The organism is Collinsella sp. AF33-16, from assembly GCF_003475325.1.
Classification (GTDB): domain Bacteria; phylum Actinomycetota; class Coriobacteriia; order Coriobacteriales; family Coriobacteriaceae; genus Collinsella.
Map to the genome: position 1 here is coordinate 16,811 of NZ_QRQC01000017.1, position 23,563 is coordinate 40,373.

Below are 23,563 nucleotides of genomic sequence, written 5' to 3' on the forward strand. Positions count from 1 at the left end.
GGGTCCTTTCAATATGCAGGGGGCGGGCAAACCTACGTCTGCCCGCCCCCTGTCGCTAATCAGATAGCTTGGGCAGCAACTGCTTACTCGGAAGCAGCCTTCTCGGTCTTCCAGCCATCGACGAAGGCGTTCTTGACGCCGTCCCACTTGGTGTTGTCGGCAGCATAAGCGATGAGAGCCTGCTTGAGGTTCTTCTTCCACTCCTCAGAGGGGATGTAAACGAAGTCCCAAGCAACGGTCTTCTTGCCGTCCTTGGCCATAGCAACGGCCTGCTGCGAGAAGACGTTGGTGGTCTCCTTAGCGCTCTTGAACGGGGCGGTCAGACCCATCTTGTCAGCGATGATGCTGGTGGCGGTGTCAGAAGTGACGCACCAATACATGAAGTCCTCGGTGGCCTTCTGGGCATCCTCGGAAGCCTGGGAGCTGACGCACCAGTAGTTCTCGCCGCCGGAGCACAGGCCCTGGTTCTCCTCGCCGTCGACGCCGATGTAGATCGGCAGCATGCCGAGCTGGTCGTCGGTCATACCGGCCTTGGTGAGGTCGGCGTAGGCCCAAGAGCCGTTCTGGTAGAAGACGGCCTTGCCAGTTGCGAACTCGTTGGTGGCGTCATCACCGGTCTTGGAGGCGAGCTGCGAAGGATCGCAGGTGGAGTCGGTGATGTACAGGTCGAAGATCTGCTTAAAGTTGTCGAGATACTCGCCCTTGATCTCGTCGTCCTCCTGGTTGTGCTCCTTCTCGAACTCGTAGTAGAGCGGGAGGTTGGCGAGGTGGGTGGTGTAGCGCCAGCTGGAGGAGTCATCCATGCCGGCGGAAGTGAAGGCACCGTCAACGCCGAGCTCGTCCTTGCGGGCCTGGATGTCATCGGCGCAAGCCTTCAGCTTGTCGAAGGAGTTGATGTCCTCGGCCTTGTAGCCGGCCTTCTCGAGGAGCTCCTTGTTGTAGATGATGCCGTAGCTCTCCTGAACCCAGTCGATACCCAGATCCTTGCCGTCGGACTGCAGCGCCAGGGAGTCGTCGATGAGCTCGCCGCGGAGCTTGGTGTCGGAAAGATCGGCGCAGTAGTCCTTCCAGTTCTTAAGGCCGGTGGGGCCGTTGACCTGGAACAGCGTCGGAGCGGAGCTCTTGGACATCTCGGACTTGAGCTTCTCCTCGTAGGTGTTGGAGGCGGCGGTCACGATCTTGACCTCGACGCCCTTCTCCTTCTTGTACGCCTTGGCGATCTCCTTCCACTCCTTGTCGACCTCGGGCTTGAACTGGAGGAAGTAGACCTCGGCAGCGTCACCAGAAGCAGAGGAGCCGGAGCCGGCAGAACCACCGCAGCCCACGAGGCCCAGACCAAGAACCGCAGCCGCGGAACCAGCAAAGCCCAGGAACTGCCTTCTGCTCATTTCGTTCTTCATTACAATCCACCCTTTCACACCGTGGCGGCACCCTTTGCCGCCGCCTTCGGAGATTGGCTCGGGGACTTTGCCCCTTTTGCTGACTTGTACAATACGCTATTTGGCTAGTTGTTTGAACAAGTATTACTAGAGCGGTAGAAAAACTTCGGTGAACGGTAATTTCAACTTGATACTTGACAAGTTTTGTATAAACAATTATTTATTATCGAATGCAGAGAAAACGCCCGATCAAGCCGATGCATCGTCGGTTTGACCGGGCGTTTTCTCTTTGAGGGCATGAGTCTCGTCAGGCTGCGAGCTAGCCGGCTATCGCTTGGAGTTGACGCGGTAGTGGAAGATCTCGGGATGCGTGCGGGCATGCGTGACCTCGAACAAGATGCCGTCCGAAGTGTACGACTGGCTCTCCATGACGGCGACACAGTTGTACTTGCCAAGGTCCAAGTAGCTGCAGTCCTCATCGTTGGCGAGCTCGACACTCACCGTACGGCGGCTCGCCATCACTTTGATGCCGCGCTTGTGCTCCAGATAGCCGTAGATAGAATCCGCCGCGATCTCGGGGGTCAGGCCCTTGGCGATCGACGCCAAAAAGTAGCCGTGGTCCACCTGGCGCGCGCTGCCGTTGAGGCTTCGGACACGCACGACGCGAATCAGCTCCTCGCCCACCTTAAAGCCCAGGCGACGAGAGAGTTGCTCAGTGCAAATCAAATGTTCAAAAGACTTGACCTCGGTCGATGCGACGGCATTGTTGCGTTTTGCGAACTCGCCAAACGACTCAACCTCTTCGAGTGCGCCCAGCATGTCGGTTTCGCCCTTAAGCCAAATAACGCGCACGCCCTTACCGTGTATAGGCTGCACAAACATCTGGTCGGCCAGCATGCTCAAGGCGCGTCGAACGGTATTGCGCGTGCAGCCAAACTCCGCGGTCAGCTCGGCTTCGGTTGGCAGCATCTCCTGAAACGCATAGGTCCCGTCGATGATGCGCGAACGGATCTCGCGGTAGATTCCTTCGTAAATCGCTTTTGGCATGATTTCACCTCTAATGAATATGTATGGCTAGGCACGATAGCATTTCTTAAAGTTGTTTAAACCGATTATCGGTAAAGTACGGATTATTTACCGTCGACGGTTCCCCCGAAACCCAAATCGGACCGAATCAAAACCGTCAATGCGGCAAGCAGCCAGTCCTCTACAATGAGTTCATTGTTTAAACGTTCTTGCTCGCACAGCATGTTGCATCCGGAAGGCATATTATGCTGCAGAAAATCCAACGTTTTGGCGGAGCCATGTTCGCGCCCGCCATGCTGTTTTCTATATCAGGCCTCATGGTCGGCATCTCCGCCCTCGCCACGACCGTAGACATCGTCGGCGACCTCGCCGTATACGGAACCCCTTGGTACGTTTTCTGGACCATCATCCAGCGCGGCTCGTGGACGGTCTTTAAACGTCTCCCGCTCCTTTTTGCCGTAGCGCTGCCTATCGGTCTTGCCCAAAAGCAACCGGCACGCTGCTGCCTCGAGGCACTCGTGGCCTATTTTGCCTATTGCTTCTTTTTGAGCGAGATCATTAAGCTGAGCGGAGACAACCTTGGGCTTAAGTACCCATCATCTTTGACCCCCGCCAGCGGTATCACCGTCATCGACGGCATCAAGACGCTCGACACCGGCATTATCGGCCCGCTGGCGGTATCGGCAACCGTCGTCGCCATCCATGACCGCTTCTACGATGCCAAGGTTCCCGATTGGCTCGGCACCTTCTCGGGTTCCTCGCTGGTCTACCTCATCAGCTTTTTTGCCGTGTTTGCCCTTGCCGCCATCTCGGCCGCCATCGTGCCCTTCGCATACGCTGTGACCGAAACGCTGCGCCACGCACTTGCGGGCGTCGGCCCCTTCGGCGTGGGCATCTTTGTGTTTTTGGAGCGAGCACTCGAGCCCATGGGGCTGCACCATCTGCTCTATATGCCCATCTATTACGACAATCTGGTCATTCACGACGGTATTTACGCCACGTGGACCAACCTGCTCCCCATTCTCTCCCATAGCACGCGCCCTTTAAATGAACTTGCGCCCTGGGCAGGTTTTACCGCCACCGGCTGGGGCAAGCTCTTTGGCCTTCCCGCCATCGCGGCAGCATTCTATTTCACCGCCAAACCCGAACGCCGCGCCGGCCTTAAGGTCATCCTTTTGCCCGCCATCGTCGCCTCGGTGGTCTGTGGCGTCACCGAGCCGCTCGAGTTTCTCTTTATGTTCACCTATCCCGGACTCTTTTTGCTCTACGCCGTCCTATCCTCCTGCCTTGCCATGACCATGAACTTCTTCGGTATCGTCGGCATCTTCTCAGGCGGTCTCATGGAAATGACGGCCTTCAACTTCATCCCACTCATGCGAATGCATGCCGGCTCCTACCTTTTGGCGCTCGGCATCGGTCTTGCCTTTAGCCTCATCTTTTTTGTTAGTTTTCGAGCACTCATCTTGGTCTATGACCTTAAGACGCCGGGCCGCGAGGATCATGTCTCCAATCGCGCGGCAATCGATCGTTTAACGGGAAGCGGCTTTGCCAAAGAGCAATCTCCCAATGGCGAGGTCAGTATTCAATCCGATCAAGATCACGTCCTCGCTGAGCGGGTAATTCAGCTTTTAGGTGGCGTTGGCAATATCGTGGGCGCAACCAACTGCGCCACGCGCCTGCGCGTCGAGGTCGCAGACCCTTCCATCGTTGCAGATAACGCGTCGTTTGTCGCGGTGGGCGCCAAGGGCCTCATCATTACGGGCAAGACCGCCCAGGTGATTATCGGCATCTCCGTTCCCCGCGTTAAAGAGCATTTTGACCAGATCATGGGTCTCGAGCCGGGATTTGTGCCCACCACCTCGGCCTCCCCTGCCGCCAGCGCAGCCCATAAGCGCGGCGATATCTGCTTCTTCGATATCGACGGAACACTCGCCTGGCAAGACCCTCGAGTGGCACAAGAGCTTCCCGAGAGCGAGCGAGACCTCTCCCCCTATCCCAACGAGGCGGTTGCGCAAGCCATCCGTGATTTTGTCGCCAAGGGCAATATGGCGTTTATCTGCACAGGGCGCACGCTGAGCTGCATCCATCCAAAGCTGCTCGATCTGCCCTGGACCGGCATCGTCTGCCTCGCGGGTGGCTATGTCGAACTTGAGGGACACGTGATCCGCGATTTGGCGATGACGCCCGGTATGCTGCAGCGCCTTGCTCCCATTCTTGAGCAATCGGACGAAGTGATTCGTTTTGAGGGACTCAATGGCGTCGTTCGCATGGGTGCCGATGTGCCCGACGCCCCCGGATACGCCCGCACCGTGGGCGATGCAATTACGCAGCTGCAACATTACAGCGCCTACAAGATCTTAATGTCCACGTCGCTTGCCAACCGCATCGCTCAGGATCAAACGTTTGAGCCGCTGCTCTGCTTTAACGAGCTCGAGCTCGAAGTGACCGAGATTTCGCCTCGCGAATGTACCAAGCGCGAGGGTATCCAGTCCGTACTCGACGCTCTCGACCCCAACCATGGAACGGTATATGGCATCGGTGATGCCAGCAATGACATCTCGCTGATGAACGCCGTCGACGTCGGCATCGCCATGGGCAATGCACCGGACTTCCTCAAGGAAAAGGCCGACTATGTCACCGACAGCATCGACCACGACGGCGTCGTCACCGCGCTCGAACACTTTGGGCTTATCTAGCCAAGCCCCTACCGCACTTGCGGCCGCATGGACCAATCGTCTTCAACCGCCGCGCTCGACGCCCTAATGTGGCAATATGTTGTCTGCATAATGCAACGATGCAACCTATCAAAGAATGCGAGAACCCGTGTCCAGTCCGTTTACCAGCTTTTTAGCCCAGCACTTTGACCAGATTAACGACTATCTGGCCACGTTCTTTGACGGACAGGCGACTTCCGCCGATATCGAGCGCTACCTGTATACCCCGCTCTCGGCATTTACGGCAAACGCTGGCAAGCGCCACCGCCCGCTCATCTGCATGCTCGCCGCCACTGCGGTAGGCGGCAGCTTTGAGAGCGCCCGCAGCGCAGCGGCGGCCATCGAGCATTTCCAGTCAGGCGCGCTGATTCACGACGACATCGCCGACAACGGACAGCTTCGTCGAGGCAAGCCCTGCATGCACCTTACCGAGGGCACGGGCCTTGCCATCAATTGTGGCGACCTGGCGCTCACCATGGTCACCAAGACGGTTCTCGACGATCCCACGCTCGAGTCCGACGTGAAGCTGCGTGTGCTCCACGAGCTTACCGAGATGATCGTCCGCACCATCGAGGGTCAAGCGCTTGACCTGGGTTGGGTCCGTGACGAGCGCTTTGATATCTCGGTTGATGACTACCTGGACATGGCGACGCACAAGACCGCGTACTACAGCGGAGCGACGCCGCTTGCCGCCGGAGCCATTATCGGCGGCGGCAGCGAAGAGCAGATTGAGGCACTGCGCGCCTTTGGGCTGCACACGGGCCTTGCCTTCCAGATTCAAGACGACCTGCTCAACTTGATCGGCACCAAGGAGGCCGCCAACAAGGACTTCCGCACCGATATCACCGAGGGCAAGCGCACCCTCGTTGCCGTGCATGCCCTGTCAGACGAGCGCTATCACGACGAGATCGAGGCAATCCTTTCCTCGGGCACCGAGGACCCTGCGCAGCTCGCACGCGCCGTGGAGATCTTCCAGGAGACCGGCTCCATCGATTACGCCCACACCTATGCGCTCGACCTGACCGCTAAGGCCAAGGCCGCTATCGAAGGCGTCGAGCTCGACCCGCATGCGCGCGAGCTCTTCCTCTCAATGGCAGATTTCTTTGTGGAGCGTCTTAACTAGCGGGGGTCATAAAACCTGTGGGCAGCGAGTTTGGGTACAAGTTGCTACACTATTGAGTGCATGTTTATAAATTGTCTCGCGTTGTCTATCCGACACACGCTCAAAATAGTACGAATGGTACGCCGAAAGGGGTTCGTTCATGGAACCTATTACCACGGGCATGCAGGGAGCAGCCGTCGAGGATGTTCAGTCCCGCCTTCTGCAGCTCGGCTATACAATCGATGACGCCGAGGTTGTCGACAAGCGCTTTGGCACCACCACCGAGCAGGCCGTCAGCACCTTCAGGCTCGACAGCGGCCTTGCTGCCGGTCATGCCGTCGATATCCCCTGTTGGAGCGCCCTGGTCGACGCCTCGTATAAGCTGGGCGACCGCACTCTGTATCTGCGCATGCCCAATTTCCATGGCGCCGATGTGCAGGCCCTGCAGCGCGCTCTCAACGTTTTGGGCTTTGCCTGTGGCGAAGACGACGGCTACTTTGGTCCGCATACCGAGGCCGCCCTGCAGCAGTTCCAGGAAAATGTCGGCCTGTTTGCCGACGGCATGGCCTTCCAGGACACCTACGCCTACATCAACCGCCTGCACCATGTGTGGGAGGGCAAGCCCTCGGTCACCGAAGCCGAGTCCCGCATCGGTTTTGCTCGCGCCGCCAACGTGCTCGAGCGCTTCCAGATCGCCGTTATCGGTGAGGACCCCATCGCACGCAGCGTTGCTTCGCGCATGTGGAACATCGCCACGGCAACGACCGACAACAGCGGCATGATGCTCTGCGACTCCGAGGTCCCAACCGACGTTGACCTGGTGCTCGAGATCGCAAGCGACGAGCTGCCCGCCGACGCCGCGCCACGCGCCACGATTGCCCTCGCCGAGTGCCACAACCTGGCCCAGCGCATCCGCACCGCCAATGTCGCCGCGCAGCAGAAGCCGGCTCGCATTCGCATTGAGCTCACGGGCATGACGCGCTACAACGGCACCTTCACGGCCAGCGACGCGCAGACGCTCGCCGTACGCCTACTCGACGGCGTTTGCGATGCCCTCGCAGATTAGGTAAACTAGACGAGTTGCTTTTGGGCAACACCACACATTGGGACGTAGTTCAACGGTAGAACTCCGGTTTTTGGTGCCGGCTGTTGGGGGTTCGAATCCCTCCGTCCCAGCCATTAAAACTGAGCGCCCTAAGCCCATAACGGCCCAGGGCGCTTTCTTGTGGGCAAGCGGAGGAATTCGAACCCGCAAGGGTGCGGAGCTGAGGAAACGCGAAGCGTTTTCCAGCGCAGCACGCAAGGAGCGAAGCGACGCAGCGGGGCGCGGCCGCCGACCAGGCGGACGCGGAATCCCTCCGTCCCACACCAGCCAAGAGCCCCTCACGTCAAGCAAATCGAGCCAACGCCGCCAAGCGGAGGAATCCGAACCCGCAAGGATGCGGAGCGACGCAGCGGGGCGCGGCCGCCGCAGGCAGACGCGGTGCCGGCACTTGGGGACGCTCCTAAGTGCCGGCATTATAGGAACGTCCCCAAGTGCCGGCTCGGGACTATTTTCGAGGACCCTCCGAAGGACTGTGGCCAAAAAACGGCAAATATGAGTACTGTTACCGTTGTAGCTACATTATTTTCGTTAATAAAAGAAGATCTTAATGAGATTTATTCGCATCAAGGTCTTCCTTTAATGAACACTTGAGGAGATACGGCAGCTTATCTGCTCGATCGACACGTCAAATCACCTTAAATGTGGTCAAAATTACTGCTACTAAAAGAGTATCAGTACTCATATTTGATGTTTTTTGGCCACGGCTCTTTATAGACACCCTGCACAGCGACGGTGGTAGATTTCGGAACGTGTCCGTCAGCCCCGTTCCGAAAAGCGAGCCGCATGCAACGGCCAAGCCACGACAGGCCCCGGGAGAGCGGGGACACCGGCTTAGGTTTATCGCGAGTTCCGCACGAACAGGAGGCCACTTAATGTGGCCTCCGTCGTGAGCAGGACTGTAGAGCAGGAAACCTAAGCCGGTGTCCCCGCTCTCCCGGGGCCGGCGGAATTTAGTTGTTAAGCATGCGGTCGAAGCTTCCCGAGTCGCCATCCCGATAGTCGGCGGTCATCAGAATCTCCTGCGGAATGCGCCCGCCCTCGCGCAGCACATTGCGGAACTGCACGCGCGTGACCATGGGCAGATCCTTGATCGTCGCCGCCAAGTTCTGCGGCACGCCCTGGTTGGCAGCCGCGGGCTCGCACTCGCCGCCGGCCTTCACGCGACGCTTATGCTCGGCGAGCATGGCGCGGTACATGCCGGCATGCAGGCGAATCTCAACCACATTGGCATTGCGAGCCTGCTCGACGATGCGCGCGCCCTCGCGGTCGATATCGCCCACGTAGTAGACGTAGTTAAAGCGATAGCCGATCTCAGCCAGATAATCGTCCAGGGCATGCGAGACGCTCGCCTTGCATCCGCCGCCAAAAATCACGCCGCCCACCTTGATGCCAAAGAGCTTGGCGTGCTTGCGGCCACGCAGCAGCCTGACGATCTCGTCGTAGGTGTCCAGGTTCTCGACCATAATGAACGGCTTATCGGCGCCCAGCGTAAAGAAACCCGTAAAGTGCACGGGGCGGTTGGGGGCGACCTTGATCGCCTGCATGCTGATGCCCTTTTCGGTCATGCGCCTTATCAGGCGCTCACCGTGCTTGCCGTCAAAAGCCTTCTCGTCGTTAAAAATCTGGTAGGCACGCTGGCGGCGCGAGGCAACCGGCGTATCGGCACCTCGGTTTTGCTCGATCCAAGCCTGGATGATTGCGATTTCCTCGGCAATCTTGCGGTTGGACATCTCGTTGTGCTGAGTGCGCTGCGGCGCCTTTTTGCCGTCCTTGCCCTCGGCCTTAACAATTTGAGTCTGCTGCTCCTTGATCTTAGAGAGCGCCGTAGGCGTAGGGACAACTTTGAGCAGCTGCCTGCCCAAAACGCGGGCAAGGGCAAACGCCGATACCTCGCCGTGGACGGCCGACTCGGGCTGCTGGGTAGCACTATCAGCCGCGGCAGGCTCAGCCTGTGCATGAGGCTTACGCTTGGAATCTGCCCGGGTATTACGTTTCTGCTTGGGCGCAGACGAGCGCTTTTGCGGACGATCGGACTTGGCCTCCTTCGCCGGCTGGCGCTTGACCTGATCCACCGGAGTCTCGGCCTTCTCATCTCCGTTTTGTGTCGCTGCCTTCTCGGCCGCGGCCTCGGCATTTGAGCCACGACCGCCGCGGTGACGACGACGACGGGGCTTGCCTGAGGTGCTCTCCCCCGCCTGCTTATCAGCGGTCTGTTGAGCTTTGACCTCAGCGTCAGCCGCAGGCTGCGACTCGGAAGGTTGCTGCTCGCGAGTCGCCGGCTCAACGGTTTTCTCGGTTTGTTCGGCCTTCTCGGCCTGAGCGGTCGAAGCCGGCTCGCCCTTCTCCTGACGCCTTACGGGATACGCGCGCCTCGCAAAACCACGCCCGGGACGGCATGAACCCGGAGCCTTCTTGGCAGACTCCTCAACATCGTCTGCAGCCTCGGAAGGCTCTTCAACCTCATGCGCGACATCCTGCTGCGCAGCCTTAAAGTGGGCACCACGGCGACGCTGGGGCTCCTGGGCCTCCACGGGCTTTTGCTCCTTCGCGGGCCTCTGCGACTCGGCAGCAACCTCGTTCTCAACAGCCTCGGCATCCGTCTCACCCTTTTGAGCAACGGCACGACGGAAGCGCTCCTGCTGGGCGCGGCGCTGCGCATCGCGCTTGCCACCCCCGCCAAAACCGCCGCGTCCCGCCTTGGCCGTAAAGGCACGCACGACGTTCTCATCGAGCAACTCATCGGTATCGACATGCTCACGCGGAGCAGCTTCTTCCACAGCAGGCACGTCAGCGGAATCCTCGACGACAAAATCTTCGACGGACTCGGCAGGCTGCTCCTGGGCATCGCGGATCTCGACATTGATGGTATAGAACGCCGGGCGCCCGTTAATGCCGCTGCCCTCGATCTTGGTCACGATATTTGCCGCGATAAGCTCATCGCGCATCGCCTTGGTGTCGCATTCCTTATCGACGGAGCGGAAAATCTGCGCCAGCGCGCTCGACTTAATCTTGAGCGCCTTGCGGCAGAGCAGGTCGTAGGCAACCAGCTTGGCGCGCTCGGCAGAAAGCGATGTCTGGCTGCTCAGACGCTCAGCCAGAGCATCGACATTGTTTTGATTATCGGAATATACCGTCTTGGCCACGGGGCCCCTTTCATATGCACACATATACGTCCATATGGTACAACGCACGAGCCTATCCACGCAAAACATCTGCGAGAACGCCCTTGCACCACCTGTTCTCACAAGAAAAAAGACCGGGTCCGCTTGATTGCGGACCCAGTCTTTCCGAGTCAAATAGATGGGAGATTCAACCCGTCCGACCGACTAGGCCTTGGCGGCCTCGGCGTCGGCAGGAGCTTCAGCGGCAGCGGCGCGACCGTACTCGGCCTTGCCCATCTCGGACCACTCGGGCTCCTCGTCGGGCATGGAGCCGGCCTCCTTGCCGAAGAACTCCTTGAGACAGTTGACGGCAACGATGAGGCCCAGGACCATCAGCAGGACGGCGAAAACGAGCTGCAGGCCCTTGGTGGCGGCGACGGAGACGGCGGCCGTGGTGGCGGTAGCCGGGATGGTGCCGAAGAAGCCGTAAGCCTGGACAGCGGTCATGCAGCCCATGGCGCTCTGGACCAGCGAGGTGAAGGTGCAGCAGAGCAGGAAGGCGACGGGCACGTAGAGCATCCAGCCCTTGCGGCCGGTGCACTTGCAGAACACGGCGAGGGTAATCATGGTCATACCGCCGAGCAGCTGGTTGGAAGCACCAAAGAGCGGCCAGATGTTGGCATAGCCGCCAAAGGCGAGGGCGAGACCGGGAAGCAGGGTGACGACCGTGGCGAACCAGGGGTTGCCGAGAACCTTCATGTAGCCGGCCTTGGACTCGATGGCCAGGGCGTCGTTGGTCTGGGCAAAGAACTCGGAGAACGAGGTGCGGGCGATGCGGGCGACGGCGTCGAGCGAGGTCAGGGCCAGAGCGGAAACGTTCATGGTCATGAAGACGGTAGCGAACGTACCGTCAACACCGAAGGCCTGCATACCGCGGGAGATACCAGCGGCGAAGATCTGGAACGGGGTGGAAGCGACGCCGGCGTTGAGGGCGCCGGTACCGGCGGTGTTCATGTCGGAGAACATGATGCCGGCGACGATGATGGCAAGGATGCCGACGAAGGACTCGACGATCATGGCGCCATAACCGACCTTGACGGCGTCCTGCTCCTTCTCGACCTGCTTGGAGGAGGTACCAGAAGAAACGAGGCTGTGGAAGCCGGAGAGGGCACCGCAGGCAACGGAAACAAACAGGACCGGGAACATCATGCCAGAAGCGCTGGAGAAGCCGGTAAAGGCCGGAGCGGTGATGGTGGCCTGGCCGTTAACACCCAGGACGACGATACCGAGGACAGCGCAAACGATCATGACGATCATCATGATGGAAGTGAGGTAGTCACGCGGGGTCTTGAGCATCTGGATGGGCATAGCGCCAGCGAAGACCAGGTAGACCATGACGACGGCGAACCACTGGAACTTATCCAGGTAGACCGGGAACTGCATACCGACGGCAAACATGAGAACCATGAGGACCACGCCGGTGACGAACTCGGTAGCACCGGTGAGGTTGAACTTCTTCTGGGCCCAACCAAAGGCGATAGCGACGAAGGTGAACAGGATGGAGATGGTACCAGCGCAGCCGGCGGCATAGGACTTGGTGAAGTCGATGGCACCGGTAGCAGCACCAGAAGCGTCAACGGCCGGGGTGAACATGAACGTCTTGCAGACCATGTCGGTGAAGGCGGCGATGACGATGATGCAGAACAGCCAGCAGAACAGCAGGAACAGGCGACGGCCGGTCTTGCCGATGTACTTCTCGATGAGCTGAGCCAGGGACTTGCCGTTGTTCTTCATCGAAGCATACAGAGCACCAAAGTCGTGGACGGCGCCAAAGAAGATGCCGCCGACGAGGACCCAGAGCACGACGGGCAGCCAGCCAAAGGCCATGGCGACGATCGTACCCGTGACAGGGCCAGCACCGCAGATCGAGCTGAACTGGTGCGAGAACGCGGTAAAGGCGGAGACGGGTGAGAAGCTCTTGCCGTCCTTCATGCGCTTGGCCGGCGTGAGGGCCTCTTTGTCAACGCCCCACTTGTTGGCCAGCCAGCGGCCGTAGCCCAGATAGCCGCAGGCGAGCACCGCCGCGGCCACAACCATGAGCAAAACTCCGTTCATTACATTTCCTCCTCTAAAAAGAACTTCCTAGACATAAAAAATGAGGGCCGTCGGTTGCGCTCGACGGCCCTCATCTTCATCAGCCGCCCGTTATCGTACGGGCTAGCTGTATGTGCTAACCCGCATCAGATAATTACTACGCTGATAATGTTTAGCTGATGCGTGAACATGTCTAAGAAATCCTCTTCAATCATGATGCGAACGATCCGTGCGTGTTCACATCCCCCAGTGGATGAAAAGCAGTATGAAACTTTAGTTACCTAAAGTCAACGCAAATTTGTAATGAATTTTCAACTTTTTTTGAAATTCTCGGTATAAAACGCCACTGACCTCGGACTTTACCCAACAAAAGTTTTTGCATGAGAGATGCCCCTCGGGAGCCTCGGGAGCTCCCATCCCAAATGCGGAGCAAAGCTCCGCACACCATCTTTTTCTTTCAGCTAAAGCACGCCGGAAATTCGACGCAGCTGGCTAACCTTGCCGGACGTTGTCGACGCCAAACCAGCTCAGAAGCTATATCGATACAGAAAGGTCCCCGGACGGAGGGGCCGGATATAAGGTTTATCGCGAGTTCCGCACGCAAAGAAGGCCACTTAATGTGGCCTTCGTCTTGCGCAGGACTGTAGAGCAGGAAACCTTATATCCGGCCCCTCCGTCCGGGGACCGCGCCGTACCAGCTACAGCGTCATGTTTGGATCGGCGTCGACGTCGAACGGCGAGATTTCACCTCGGTCGAATTTACGGCGGGCGACCTCCGCGATCATGGCAGCGTTATCGGTGCACGCCGAAAGCGGCGGTACCGTCACGCGGATCCCCTGACGCCCAAGCTTCTTGATCATCATCTCGCGCAGATGCGGATTAGCCGAGACGCCGCCGCCGATGCAGTATTCCTTGCATCCGGTGGCATGCAGGGCGTTTTTGGCCTTCTTGTACTGAACGTCAAAGACGGCTGCCTCAAACGAAGCCGCCAGATCGGGCAGGTGAATCGTGCGCCCGGCCTTGGTCTCCTGCTCGATGTAGAGCGTCACGGCCGTTTTAAGACCCGAAAGCGAGAAACGATAGTCTCCCCTGCTGTTAAGCGCGCGAGGAAAATCGATCGCCTTGGGGTTGCCCGTCTCGGCCAGCTTGGAGATGATGGGGCCACCGGGATAGCCCAGACCCAACGCCTTGGCTACCTTGTCGAAGGCCTCGCCCACAGCATCGTCGAGTGTCTCACCAAGTACCTCGTAGTCGCCCCATGCCTTCACGTGCACGAGCATGGTATGACCGCCCGAGACGAGCGTGAAGATAAACGGCGGCCTGAGATCGGGCTGCGCCAGCAGATTGGCGAACAGATGGCCCTCCAGATGGTTGACGCACACGAGCGGTTTACCGGCGGCATAGGCAAAGCCCTTGGCGAAGGCGACGCCCACTACCAGAGCACCCACCAGGCCCGGACCCTGTGTCACGCCAACAGCGGCGAGTTCGCTCGGCGCGATGGCTCCACCCTCAAGACCAAGCGATGCTGCGGCATCCTCGAGCGCCGCATCCACGACACTCACAATCACCTCAACGTGTTTGCGCGAGGCGATCTCGGGCACCACGCCGCCAAAGCGGGCATGAAAATCAATCTGTGTCGACACCTGGTTGGCCAGCATATTGCCATCCGCATCGATAATCGCCACGGCCGTCTCGTCGCAGGAACTCTCGATAGCGAGCACTAGGCGGCGGCGCTCAATTTCGGCACGCTCCCCCTCGGAGCGCCCAGGCGCAGGCAGCGGCCATACGCGCTGCTCTGCCGCCGTCGGCTCGGGCGAAGCATTGTCGACCGGAAGCACCAGGGGCAGCGGAGCCGTCATGACGATGGCGTCCTTGCCGGCACCATAGTAGCCGCGGCGACGGCCAGCCTCGGTAAAGCCCAGAGCGTTATAAAGCGCGATCGCTCCCTCGTTACCGTCCTCGACCTCGAGCGAAGCCGTGGTGCAGCCGAGCATCTGGGCATCATAGCTCACGTGCGACAGCAGCTTGCGGGCAATGCCCTCACGGCGATGTGCCGGGTCGACGGCGACATCCAGAATCTGCACATCACCGTCCACGACCATACCGCCGGCAAGGCCCAGCAGCTTGCCGTCGTCGTGTGCCACCCACCAACTACGCGGCGCAGCGACGTCCTCGCCCAGTTCGGACAGGAACATGCCCGGCGTCCATGTCTCGTGTCCGGCACCTTCAAAGCAGGCAGCCTCCAGCGCGCTCGCGCCCTCGGCATCCGCCGCGCCCATGGGACGGAACTGCAGATGACGACCGGCGAGCTCATCGGCAACACCCGTAATTTCGCTCTGCGCACTCTCGGCAAGACCAAGACGCTTGCGCTCGTTTTCCTCGGCATCCGAAAGGCGCGTGTAAATCGGCAGGACGCGGGCCGGATCGCCGTCACCCGCAGCGTGCGCGAGCAGCAAGCCCTCGCCCGAAGGCCACCACAGGTCGCGCTCCACGCAGCGGGCGGCCTCGTCCTCACCCAGCAGCTTGCCATAGCGCACGAGACCGTCACCGGTCAGCTGAACCTGGCCCCAGTCCGCTGCTTGGCGCCACTCATCGAGCGCCACGGCGGCCTTGACCACGTTTTCGCGCTCAAATTGACGCTCGGGACCCTCATCGACCAGCATATACAGCGCCGGATATACCTCACCGCGCATAGCATCGGCCAAGATACCAAGCTTGCCGCGCACGCCAGCCTTCCACGCCGTCCAAGCGCAAGCGTCGAGCGTCGACACGCCCAGCAGCGGAACATTGGCACCACGCGCGAGGCCCTTGGCAGTGGAGATGCCGATGCGCACACCCGTAAAGGACCCCGGGCCGCGGCCGACCACATAGCAACCAACATCGCTGCGATCCAGACCGGCTTGAGCCAGCACGCCATCAACGGTATTCACGAGCTCAACGTTGGCGTGACGGCGACACATGTGGTCGCCACTCACGAGCTTCGTCTCACCCGTCTGCCCATCAATCCAGCTTGCCGCGCAGGCAAGCATGTCGGTCGAGGTATCGAGCGCCACCACCAGCGCGTTGTCGTTATGCAAGCTCATCTTGTACAGCCTTATCAATCAAATGGGAAAGCTCCATTGCGCGGTCACCGTGCGCCTCAAGCGTTATCGTTCGCACATCGCTGTCGCCCTCATCACGCCTGAGCGTCACCGAAAGATACTCATCCGTCAGCTCGTCCTGGAATTGTTCGCCCCATTCCAGCAGGCAAGCACCCTCATAGCCCAGCACATCGAAAATGCCCGTATCCTCGAGCTCGTAGGCATGCTCCAGGCGGTATAGATCAAAGTGAAACAGCGGAATACGACCTTGATCGTGAACGGCCATGAGCGCAAACGTAGGACTCGTAACCATATGCCCATCGCCCAGCCCGCGCGAGACGCCCTTGGTAAAGTGAGTTTTGCCCACTCCCAGGCCACCGGTCAGGATGAGCACATCTCCGTCCTCAAGGCACGGTGCAATTAGCTCGCCAAAGTACTCCGTATCGGCAGCGCAAGTCGTTTTGTAAGTACCTACCCCCAGGCGCTCCAGGGACATATATGCTCCTTATTATTCCGAGGCGTCCTCTGGTGCGGGATGTCGCCCCAGATAGTCGCCCAGCATCTTAAAGTCTTCCTCCAGCAGCTCCTGCCACGCTGGATTGCGTAGCGCTGCTGCCGGATGGAAAGTGGGCATCACCACAAAGTGCCCCATCTGATGGAACCTGCCGCGCAGCTTGGTAATGCCGATCTCGGTCTTGAGCACAAAGTGCGTTGCGGGGTTGCCGAGCGTCACGATGATATCGGGCCAGATGCTTCGAATCTGCTCGCGCAAAAACGGTGAGCAAGCCAGCACTTCCTCGGGGCGCGGATTGCGGTTTCCCGGCGGGCGGCACTTAAGCACGTTGGCAATGTAGACGTCTTCGCGTTTGAGCCCCGCCAGCGACAAAATGCCGTTGAGGTCCTCGCCTGCCGCCCCCACAAAGGGCTCGCCCTGCAAATCCTCATTACGGCCCGGCGCCTCGCCAATAAACATCACGCGAGCGCGGGGGTTTCCCACGCCAAACACGATGTTGTGGCGCGACTGGTAAAGCTGGCAAAGGTGACAATCGCCCAGAACGGCCTCGATCTCCTCGAGTGCGACCTCACGCGGCGCCTGATGGCTATGGCCGGGAATGTGCATGACGCCCATAGCGACTCCTACACGTAGACCTTGTCGAGACGCATACCAAAGCCGCAAGCGACCTCGTAGTTAATCGTGCCGCGTAGGCGCGCCATCTCGTCCATGGTAATCTCGGCATCTCCATCGCAGCCGACAATGATCATCTCGTCACCATACTCGGCCTCGGGAATCTCATGCGCCGGGTTGGACTGAATGGCGACCATAAACTGATCCATGCAGATATTGCCAACCTGATGCACGCGCTCGCCGCGATACAGCACATCCATACGATTGGAAAGCGTACGCGAAAGGCCATCGGCATAACCGATCGGAAGGGTGCAGATCTGAACGCGCGTGCGCGGTACGCGGTAGGTAAAGCCGTAGCCCACGCCCTCGCCCATCGCAGGATGCGCCACGCGCGTCACACGCGCGTGGACGCTCATGACGGGATCAAGCTGCATCACACGACCACTCAGCTCACATGGCTGCAGACCATACAAACCGATGCCGGCACGAATCATGTCAAAGTGCATTGAAGAATCGAGCATCGAGGACGGCGTATTGGCACAATGCACGATACCGCATTCAAAACCTGCGTCCTTAATGGCCTGAACGGCCTCGGTAAAACGCTGGCACTGCAGCTTGTAGTCCCAACCCGAAGGTTCATCGGCCGTGGCAAAGTGCGTAAATACGCCGTCGCACTGAATACCGCGATGGAAGCTGATGCCGCGGACAAAGTCGAGCACCTGTGTGTAGTGAACGCCGATACGATTCATGCCCGTCTCGATGGCAAGATGGTACTTGCCCACCTTGCCCGCCGCGACGGCACATTCGCCATACGCAAGAGCAAAGTCAGACGTATAGACCGAGGGCATGATATCAAACTCGAGCAACGTCGGAATAGCCTCGATAGGCGGCTCGCTTAGGATGAGGACGGGTTTCGTAATCCCGCCCTGTCGGAGCTCAACGCCCTCGTTAACCGTCGCCACGGCAAACATGTCGGCACCGGCCGAATACATGATCTTGGCGCACTCAACAGCTCCATGACCATAAGCATCGGCCTTGACCACGCAGCACAGGCGCTGACGCGGATTCAGCAAGTTCTTATAGGCCCTCGTGTTGCGACGGAGCGCCCCGCGGTCGATCTCGACCCAGGACCAGCGCGTCAAATCGGCTTTATTCATGATTAGTCATCCGACCCTTCGTCCATGATTCCCAGATCTTCGAGCGCATCCTTTGCCGCCAGCTCCATGGCAGGACCGATCAAGTCGATAAGATCGGTCGCGATGACGCTCTTCTCACCATACTCCGTCGCCGCGGCAAAACCGGCGTAGCTGTGAAGTGCGACGGCGTACGAATACAGCAACTCCCAACGATCCATCTCGTCGCGCATGGTGGCAAGCGTGCCGGCCAAAATACCCGCGAGAACATCACCCGAACCGGCAGTTGCCAGAGAAGCCGGACCCGAGAGCGGCAGCAGCACACGCTCAACGCCACAGATAGCCGTCGTCGGCCCCTTGGCAATGACCACCAGATTGTCGGAGCCTGCAGCCCAGACAACCTTCTGCGCGGCCGCAATCGCGGTACCAAGGTCGTTCACCTCGTCACCGGCAACCAGACGCGAAAGCTCACGATAGTGCGGTGTCATAACCAACGGCTGCTCGCGACGATACATCTCGGGGTTACTATCAATACCGTCAATGGCAATCTTAGCAAGGCAGTTGAGTGCATCGGCGTCCAAAATTAGCGGTACATCAAGCTCGAGCAAGCCCGAAACCACCTGCATAGCGCCGGCAGACGTCGTCATACCGGGACCGCACAGCACGCAGCTGTACTTCTTTGCGATCTCGCACACCGTCATGCGCGCAGCGGCGCCAAAGGAGCCGCGGGAATCAGACGGAATAGCAAAGACCGGAATCGAAGGAAGTGCCATGCGAATGAGATTGGCGCAGGCGTCAGGAGCCGCGACTGCCACGTAACCAGCACCCGCGCGAGCTGCAGACTTGGCCGCCATAATGGCAGCACCAGGATATTGCGCTGATCCGGCGACAATAAGCACGGAGCCACGGGAATACTTATCGATATTCGATGGTAGCGGAGCAAAGTAATCAACTAAGTCACCGGGCTCGACAATCTCGGCGGCGTGGTCGACATCATCGATGACCTCGTCAAGACGGTCGTAAAGATTGCCGCAGATCAAATCGCCGGCATACTCAGGACCATCAGCGCTATACAGACCAATCTTGGGCGCAATCATCGTCACCGTGCGCTCGGCACGAATGCAGTCGTCATCAACAACGCCCGTCTCGGCATTCAGGCCCGAGGGGACATCAATGGATACGACACAATCGGCGCATTCATTGACCGTAGGAATCCAAATGGAGAACGGCGCACGCAGATTCCCGTGGAAACCGGTACCAAAAATGGCATCGACAACAACATCGGCCTTATCGATCAAAACCTCGAGTTCATCACGCGAGGGGCCGACGCAAACGTGCACATCGCGGCCGGCAGTACGACGAGCAACGTGACGTGCCAGAGCAGCAGGAATCTCATCCGGTTCAACCGGAGAAACGATATCCACGTCCACACCCTTATGGCTCAGGATATCGGCGGCAACCCAACCGTCGCCGCCATTATTACCAAAACCGACCAAAACGAGAACCCGATCGGGATTGAGCTTCAAGACCTCGTTAGCGGCAAACTCACCCGCTAGCTCCATAAGCTCGGCCTTCGAAGTTCCTTCGCGTTCGATGATATCCTCGAGACGAACGACTTCTTCGGTACTCAAAACCGGTTTCATCTATGCTCCTAGCGTATCTTGCGAAGCATCGCCCAGGTGCTCCGTCAATGCTGAATTCTGCAGCTGCTCGAGCTCATCTAATACAGAGCGAGCCTCTTTAAATGTCTGCGCAACGCGTTTCTTGGTGCTCACCTTTTCATCTTTTGGCTTAGGCCGAGCATCTTCGGTAATCGCGATGGCATTCGCAACGGCCAAGTCTCCCGTAATCGTAATGGAAAGAGCGACCTCAACAACACCCAGTTCTTGAGCGATCTCGAGAGCACGGCCCGAAAGCAGCGCCCTCGGTTTGCCGAGTTTATCACGCGTCACCGAAACATCCTTGCGACCCACGCCTTGACTAAAACCCGTGCCGAGAGCTTTAAGCACCGCCTCGCGCGAAGCAAAGCGGCTCGCATAGTGAGCAGCGGGACGCGATGATGCATCGCAATACGCACGCTCTTCTTCGGTAAACACACGCCGAGCAAACGACGGCGTCTTTTCAAGAATTGATTTCATGCGGGAAATCTCGACGATATCAACGCCGATACCAGCTTCAGCCATGTTCACCTCCATATCGCACAGACTAAGTTATTGTAGCCCGTTCACAGAAGATGCGACAAACGAGGGTTATAAAACACAGCTACTATGTGAGACAAATTGCCCGTAAACGCAAGAAAGGGGGAGGCCGCGAGGCCTCCCCCTTCTTCAAGTCAAGCGTACGGCTCGGTGCCGTCCACCGGTCAGCGGCGCCCTGGCCTCCCACGGGCTGGCCCCGCAGTACTCTCGGCGCGATGGGGCTTAGCTTCCGGGTTCGGAACGGGACCGGGCGTGCCCCCCATGCTCTGGCCGCTGACCGGTGGGCGGCGCCCACCGTTACGGTGTCCTGGGTCTCATCTACGTGCCCTGGGGGCCGCATGGCGCATAGGGGAGGTGACTCGGGGGCATCCTCGTGCCCGGACCGCGCGCATGAGCGCTGGGTCCCGCGGGCCGCGAGGTGCGGTTCCGGAAGAGCTCGGGCGATTAGTGCGGCTCGGCTGAGGCTGTCGCCAGCCTTGCACCTGCCGTCTATCGACCAGGTAGTCTACCTGGGCCCTTACCGGAAGGAGAACTAATCCCTGGAACGGCTTCCCGCTTAGATGCCTTCAGCGGTTATCCGCGCCGCACGCGGCTACCCGGCCGTGCCGTTGGTCGACAACCGGTTCACCGGAGGTGCGTCCACCCCGGTCCTCTCGTACTGGGGGCAGCCTCCATCGATTCTCCTGCGCCCACGGAGGATAGGGACCGAACTGTCTCACGACGTTCTGAACCCAGCTCGCGTACCGCTTTAAACGGCGAACAGCCGTACCCTTGGGACCTGCTCCAGCCCCAGGATGCGATGAGCCGACATCGAGGTGCCAAACCTTGCCGTCGATGTGGACTCTTGGGCAAGATCAGCCTGTTATCCCCGGAGTACCTTTTATCCGTTGAGCGACGGCCCACCCACTCGGGGCCGCCGGATCACTAGAGCCTGCTTTCGCACCTGCTCGGCTTGTGGGCCTCGCAGTCAAGCCCGCTTGTACTCTTGCATTCAAAAGGACGGTTGCCGACCGTCCCGAGCGGACCTTCGCGCGCCTCCGTTACCCTTTAGGAGGCGACCGCCCCAGTCAAACTGCCCGCCTGGCACGGTCCCCGAGCCGGTCGACGGCCTCGGGTTAGGACGCCGGTCGCGCGAGGGCAGTATTCCAAGGGCGGCTCCCCGGGGGCTGGCGCCTCCGGATCGATGCCTCCTGCCTATCCTCTACACGCGGGACCAGCGGCCAATGCCAAGCTGCAGTGAAGGTTCACGGGGTCTCTCCGTCCTTCCGCGGGTAAGTCGCATCTTCACGACCAGTGCAATTTCACCGGGTCCATGGTCGAGACAGCGCCCAAGTCGTTGCGCCTTTCGTGCAGGTCGGAACTTACCCGACAAGGAATTTCGCTACCTTAGGACCGTTATAGTTACGGCCGCCGTTTACCGGGGCTTGGCTTCGGGGCTTCGCCTTGCGGCTAACTCCTCCGCGTGACCTTCCGGCACCGGGCAGGCGTCAGACCCTATACGTCGCCTTGCGGCTTCTGCAGAGTCCTGTGTTTTTGGTAAACAGTCGCTTGGGCCTCTCCACTGCGGCCCGCCTCCGCTCCCGGAGCAAGTCCGTTCACGTACGCGCGGGCACCCCTTCTCCCGAAGTTACGGGGCCATTGTGCCGAGTTCCTTGACCATGGTTGACCCGATCGCCTCGGTATGTTCTACCCACCCACCTGTGTCGGTTTGCGGTACGGGCGCGCACGCGCCTGCCTAGGGGTTTTTCTAGGGACCTCGGGCTCACTCGCTTCGCTTGATCGCTTCGTCCGGAGCCTCGCCCTCGTGCGGACCGGATTTCCCTGGTCCGCGGGCCGCGCTCCATCACGGGGACGTCCAGAACCCCGCCGAGCCACCCCCATCCGTCGCCCCGTCGGTCGTAGCGCCGCGTGCGCGGTGCAGGAATGTCTGCCTGCTGCGCGTCGGCTACGCCTCCCGGCCTCGCCTTAGCCCCCGACTGACCCTGGGAGGATTAGCCTTGCCCAGGAAACCTCGGGTTCACGGCGGACGAGTTACTCTCTCGTCTCTCGCTACTCATGCCAGCATTCTCACTCCCATGCGCTCCACCGCCGGTCGCCCGGCGGCTTCGCCGCCCATGGGAAGCTCCCCTACCGATTCTGAAAATCAAAATCCCGCCGCTTCGGTGTCCAGCTTAGCCCCGTGTATTGTCGGCGCATGTCCACTCGACCAGTGAGCTGTTACGCACTCTTTGAATGGATGGCTGCTTCTAAGCCAACATCCTGGTTGTCTGGGCGGACGCACATCCTTTGCCACTCGGCTGGAACTTGGGGACCTTAGCGGGCGGTCCGGGCTGTTTCCCTCTCGAGCACACAGCTTAGCCCACATGCTCTGACTGCCGCGCTCTGGGCCGCCGGCATTCGGAGTTCGGTTGGATTCGGTAGGCGGCGAAGCCCCCTCGTCCATCCGGTGCTCTACCTCCGGCGGTGAACGCGCGACGCTAGCCCTAAAGCTATTTCGGGGAGAACGAGATATCTCCGGGTTTGATTGGCCTTTCACCCCTATCCGCAGGTCATCGCCGCCGTTTTCAACCGACGTGCGTTCGGCCCTCCACGGGGTCTTACCCCCGCTTCAGCCTGCCCACGGATAGCTCACCCGGCTTCGCGTCCGCGGCGCGGGACTCAAGTCGCCCTGTTAAGGCTCGCTTTCGCTCCGGCTCCCTTTCGGTTAACCTCGCCCCGCGCCAGCGACTCGCTGGCTCATTCTACAAAAGGCACGCCGTCACACCGTATAGGTGCTCCGACTGCTCGTGGGCGCACGGTTTCAGGTACTGTTTCACTCCCCTCCCGGGGTGCTTTTCACCTTTCCCTCACGGTACTGGTGCGCTATCGGTCACAGGGTAGTACTCAGGCTTGGATGGTGGTCCACCCAGGTTCGGACCGGGTTTCACGTGCCCGGCCCTACTCAGGGACCGCGTCGCGCCGTCCGGTCTGGGTTCGCGTACGGGGCTGTCACCCGCTGCGGCCGGCCCTCCCATGCCGTTCCGCTCCCCAGCCGGACCTGCGCCCGGGGGCGGCAGCCCCCGGATGCGCGGCCCTGCAACCCCGTCGGCGGAACCCCTGCCGGGTATGCCCGCTCGACGGTTTGGCCATCGGTCCCCTTTCGCTCGCCGCTACTCGGGGAGTCTCGAGATTGATTTCCTCTCCTCCGGGTACTTAGATGTTTCAGTTCCCCGGGTTGTCCTCCCGGCCCCTATGTGTTCGGGGTCGGGATATCCACACCTCTGTGGATGGGTTCGCCCATTCGGAGACCCCCGGGTCGAAGGATGTGTGCTCCTCGCCGGGGATTATCGCAGCTTGCCGCGTCCTTCATCGGCTCCCTGTGCCAAGGCATCCGCCGTGCGCCCGTGGTATCTTGCGGGACCGCTCTCGGGCCCGCGGGATATCCACGTGTCGCTAATTAAGTCAATTAATCGATATCATGAATAGCGCTCGTATGTCGCAATTCGGGTATCTCATACCGCGGCAC

Annotated in this window: 13 protein-coding genes, 1 tRNA gene and 2 rRNA genes; 4 read left to right on the forward strand and 12 right to left on the reverse strand. The window is 59.8% G+C overall.

What is annotated here, in order from left to right:
- Positions 1 to 83: 83 nt before the first annotated feature.
- Together DWZ52_RS07420 and DWZ52_RS07425 are read right to left on the reverse strand one after the other, a co-directional pair.
- A complete protein-coding gene (locus tag DWZ52_RS07420) occupies positions 84 to 1,400 on the reverse strand; it encodes an ABC transporter substrate-binding protein (RefSeq protein ID WP_055252173.1) in 1,317 nt (438 codons plus the stop codon).
- Between the two features lie 306 nt (positions 1,401 to 1,706).
- Complete coding sequence (locus DWZ52_RS07425) at positions 1,707 to 2,426, reverse strand: GntR family transcriptional regulator (RefSeq protein ID WP_117564838.1); 720 nt, start codon at positions 2,424 to 2,426, stop codon at positions 1,707 to 1,709.
- Positions 2,427 to 2,650: 224 nt separating this feature from the next.
- Here DWZ52_RS07425 and DWZ52_RS07430 point away from each other — a divergent pair, with 224 nt between their 5' ends.
- From DWZ52_RS07430 to DWZ52_RS07445, 4 genes are all read left to right on the forward strand, one after another.
- Positions 2,651 to 5,101, forward strand: a complete 2,451-nt coding sequence (locus DWZ52_RS07430) for a PTS transporter subunit EIIC (RefSeq protein WP_117564837.1) — start codon at positions 2,651 to 2,653, stop codon at positions 5,099 to 5,101.
- Between the two features lie 127 nt (positions 5,102 to 5,228).
- Positions 5,229 to 6,242 carry a polyprenyl synthetase family protein gene (locus DWZ52_RS07435; RefSeq protein ID WP_117564836.1) on the forward strand — a complete coding sequence of 338 codons (1,014 nt, stop codon included), beginning with the start codon at positions 5,229 to 5,231 and terminating at the stop codon, positions 6,240 to 6,242.
- A gap of 139 nt (positions 6,243 to 6,381) precedes the next feature.
- Positions 6,382 to 7,287 carry a peptidoglycan-binding protein gene (locus tag DWZ52_RS07440; RefSeq protein ID WP_187361857.1) on the forward strand — a complete coding sequence of 302 codons (906 nt, stop codon included), beginning with the start codon at positions 6,382 to 6,384 and terminating at the stop codon, positions 7,285 to 7,287.
- A gap of 38 nt (positions 7,288 to 7,325) precedes the next feature.
- Positions 7,326 to 7,400, forward strand: a tRNA-Gln gene (locus tag DWZ52_RS07445).
- An 876-nt stretch (positions 7,401 to 8,276) separates the two neighbouring features.
- Here DWZ52_RS07445 and DWZ52_RS07450 read toward each other — a convergent pair.
- The 10 genes from DWZ52_RS07450 to DWZ52_RS07495 form a co-directional block, all read right to left on the reverse strand.
- Complete coding sequence (locus DWZ52_RS07450; RefSeq protein WP_158548981.1) at positions 8,277 to 10,469, reverse strand: hypothetical protein; 2,193 nt, start codon at positions 10,467 to 10,469, stop codon at positions 8,277 to 8,279.
- A 183-nt stretch (positions 10,470 to 10,652) separates the two neighbouring features.
- The gene (locus DWZ52_RS07455) at positions 10,653 to 12,542 is read right to left on the reverse strand and encodes a carbon starvation protein A (protein ID WP_117817704.1); all 1,890 of its coding nucleotides are present in this window, start codon (positions 12,540 to 12,542) and stop codon (positions 10,653 to 10,655) included.
- Positions 12,543 to 13,219: 677 nt separating this feature from the next.
- Positions 13,220 to 15,604: a tRNA (adenosine(37)-N6)-threonylcarbamoyltransferase complex transferase subunit TsaD gene (tsaD, locus tag DWZ52_RS07460; RefSeq protein ID WP_118385241.1), complete on the reverse strand. Its 2,385-nt coding sequence runs from the start codon at positions 15,602 to 15,604 to the stop codon at positions 13,220 to 13,222.
- A complete protein-coding gene (tsaE, locus tag DWZ52_RS07465) occupies positions 15,591 to 16,097 on the reverse strand; it encodes a tRNA (adenosine(37)-N6)-threonylcarbamoyltransferase complex ATPase subunit type 1 TsaE (RefSeq protein ID WP_089573670.1) in 507 nt (168 codons plus the stop codon). Before tsaE ends, tsaD begins: the two co-directional genes overlap by 14 nt.
- 12 nt (positions 16,098 to 16,109) lie before the next feature.
- A complete protein-coding gene (locus DWZ52_RS07470; protein ID WP_117565042.1) occupies positions 16,110 to 16,730 on the reverse strand; it encodes a uracil-DNA glycosylase in 621 nt (206 codons plus the stop codon).
- A gap of 8 nt (positions 16,731 to 16,738) precedes the next feature.
- A complete protein-coding gene (gene alr, locus DWZ52_RS07475) occupies positions 16,739 to 17,884 on the reverse strand; it encodes an alanine racemase (protein WP_117565043.1) in 1,146 nt (381 codons plus the stop codon).
- Between the two features lie 2 nt (positions 17,885 to 17,886).
- A complete protein-coding gene (locus DWZ52_RS07480) occupies positions 17,887 to 19,503 on the reverse strand; it encodes an NAD(P)H-hydrate dehydratase (RefSeq protein WP_082435564.1) in 1,617 nt (538 codons plus the stop codon).
- Positions 19,504 to 20,043: a holo-ACP synthase gene (acpS, locus tag DWZ52_RS07485; RefSeq protein ID WP_117565045.1), complete on the reverse strand. Its 540-nt coding sequence runs from the start codon at positions 20,041 to 20,043 to the stop codon at positions 19,504 to 19,506.
- A 177-nt stretch (positions 20,044 to 20,220) separates the two neighbouring features.
- Positions 20,221 to 20,336, reverse strand: a 5S ribosomal RNA gene (gene rrf / locus DWZ52_RS07490).
- A 146-nt stretch (positions 20,337 to 20,482) separates the two neighbouring features.
- A 23S ribosomal RNA gene (locus DWZ52_RS07495) occupies positions 20,483 to 23,455 on the reverse strand.
- Positions 23,456 to 23,563: the final 108 nt, after the last annotated feature.

Excerpts from the sequence above, each read along its gene's own strand:
- acpS (WP_117565045.1), bottom strand. The coding sequence starts at position 20,043 with ATGGCTGAAGCTGGTATCGGCGTTGATATCGTCGAGATTTCCCGCATG.
- alr (WP_117565043.1), bottom strand. The coding sequence starts at position 17,884 with ATGAATAAAGCCGATTTGACGCGCTGGTCCTGGGTCGAGATCGACCGC.
- DWZ52_RS07470 (WP_117565042.1), bottom strand. The coding sequence starts at position 16,730 with ATGGGCGTCATGCACATTCCCGGCCATAGCCATCAGGCGCCGCGTGAG.
- tsaD (WP_118385241.1), bottom strand. The coding sequence starts at position 15,604 with ATGAGCTTGCATAACGACAACGCGCTGGTGGTGGCGCTCGATACCTCG.
- DWZ52_RS07440 (WP_187361857.1), top strand. The coding sequence starts at position 6,382 with ATGGAACCTATTACCACGGGCATGCAGGGAGCAGCCGTCGAGGATGTT.
- DWZ52_RS07425 (WP_117564838.1), bottom strand. The coding sequence starts at position 2,426 with ATGCCAAAAGCGATTTACGAAGGAATCTACCGCGAGATCCGTTCGCGC.
- DWZ52_RS07420 (WP_055252173.1), bottom strand. The coding sequence starts at position 1,400 with ATGAAGAACGAAATGAGCAGAAGGCAGTTCCTGGGCTTTGCTGGTTCC.
- tsaE (WP_089573670.1), bottom strand. The coding sequence starts at position 16,097 with ATGTCCCTGGAGCGCCTGGGGGTAGGTACTTACAAAACGACTTGCGCT.
- DWZ52_RS07455 (WP_117817704.1), bottom strand. The coding sequence starts at position 12,542 with ATGAACGGAGTTTTGCTCATGGTTGTGGCCGCGGCGGTGCTCGCCTGC.
- DWZ52_RS07430 (WP_117564837.1), top strand. The coding sequence starts at position 2,651 with ATGCTGCAGAAAATCCAACGTTTTGGCGGAGCCATGTTCGCGCCCGCC.
- DWZ52_RS07480 (WP_082435564.1), bottom strand. The coding sequence starts at position 19,503 with ATGAAACCGGTTTTGAGTACCGAAGAAGTCGTTCGTCTCGAGGATATC.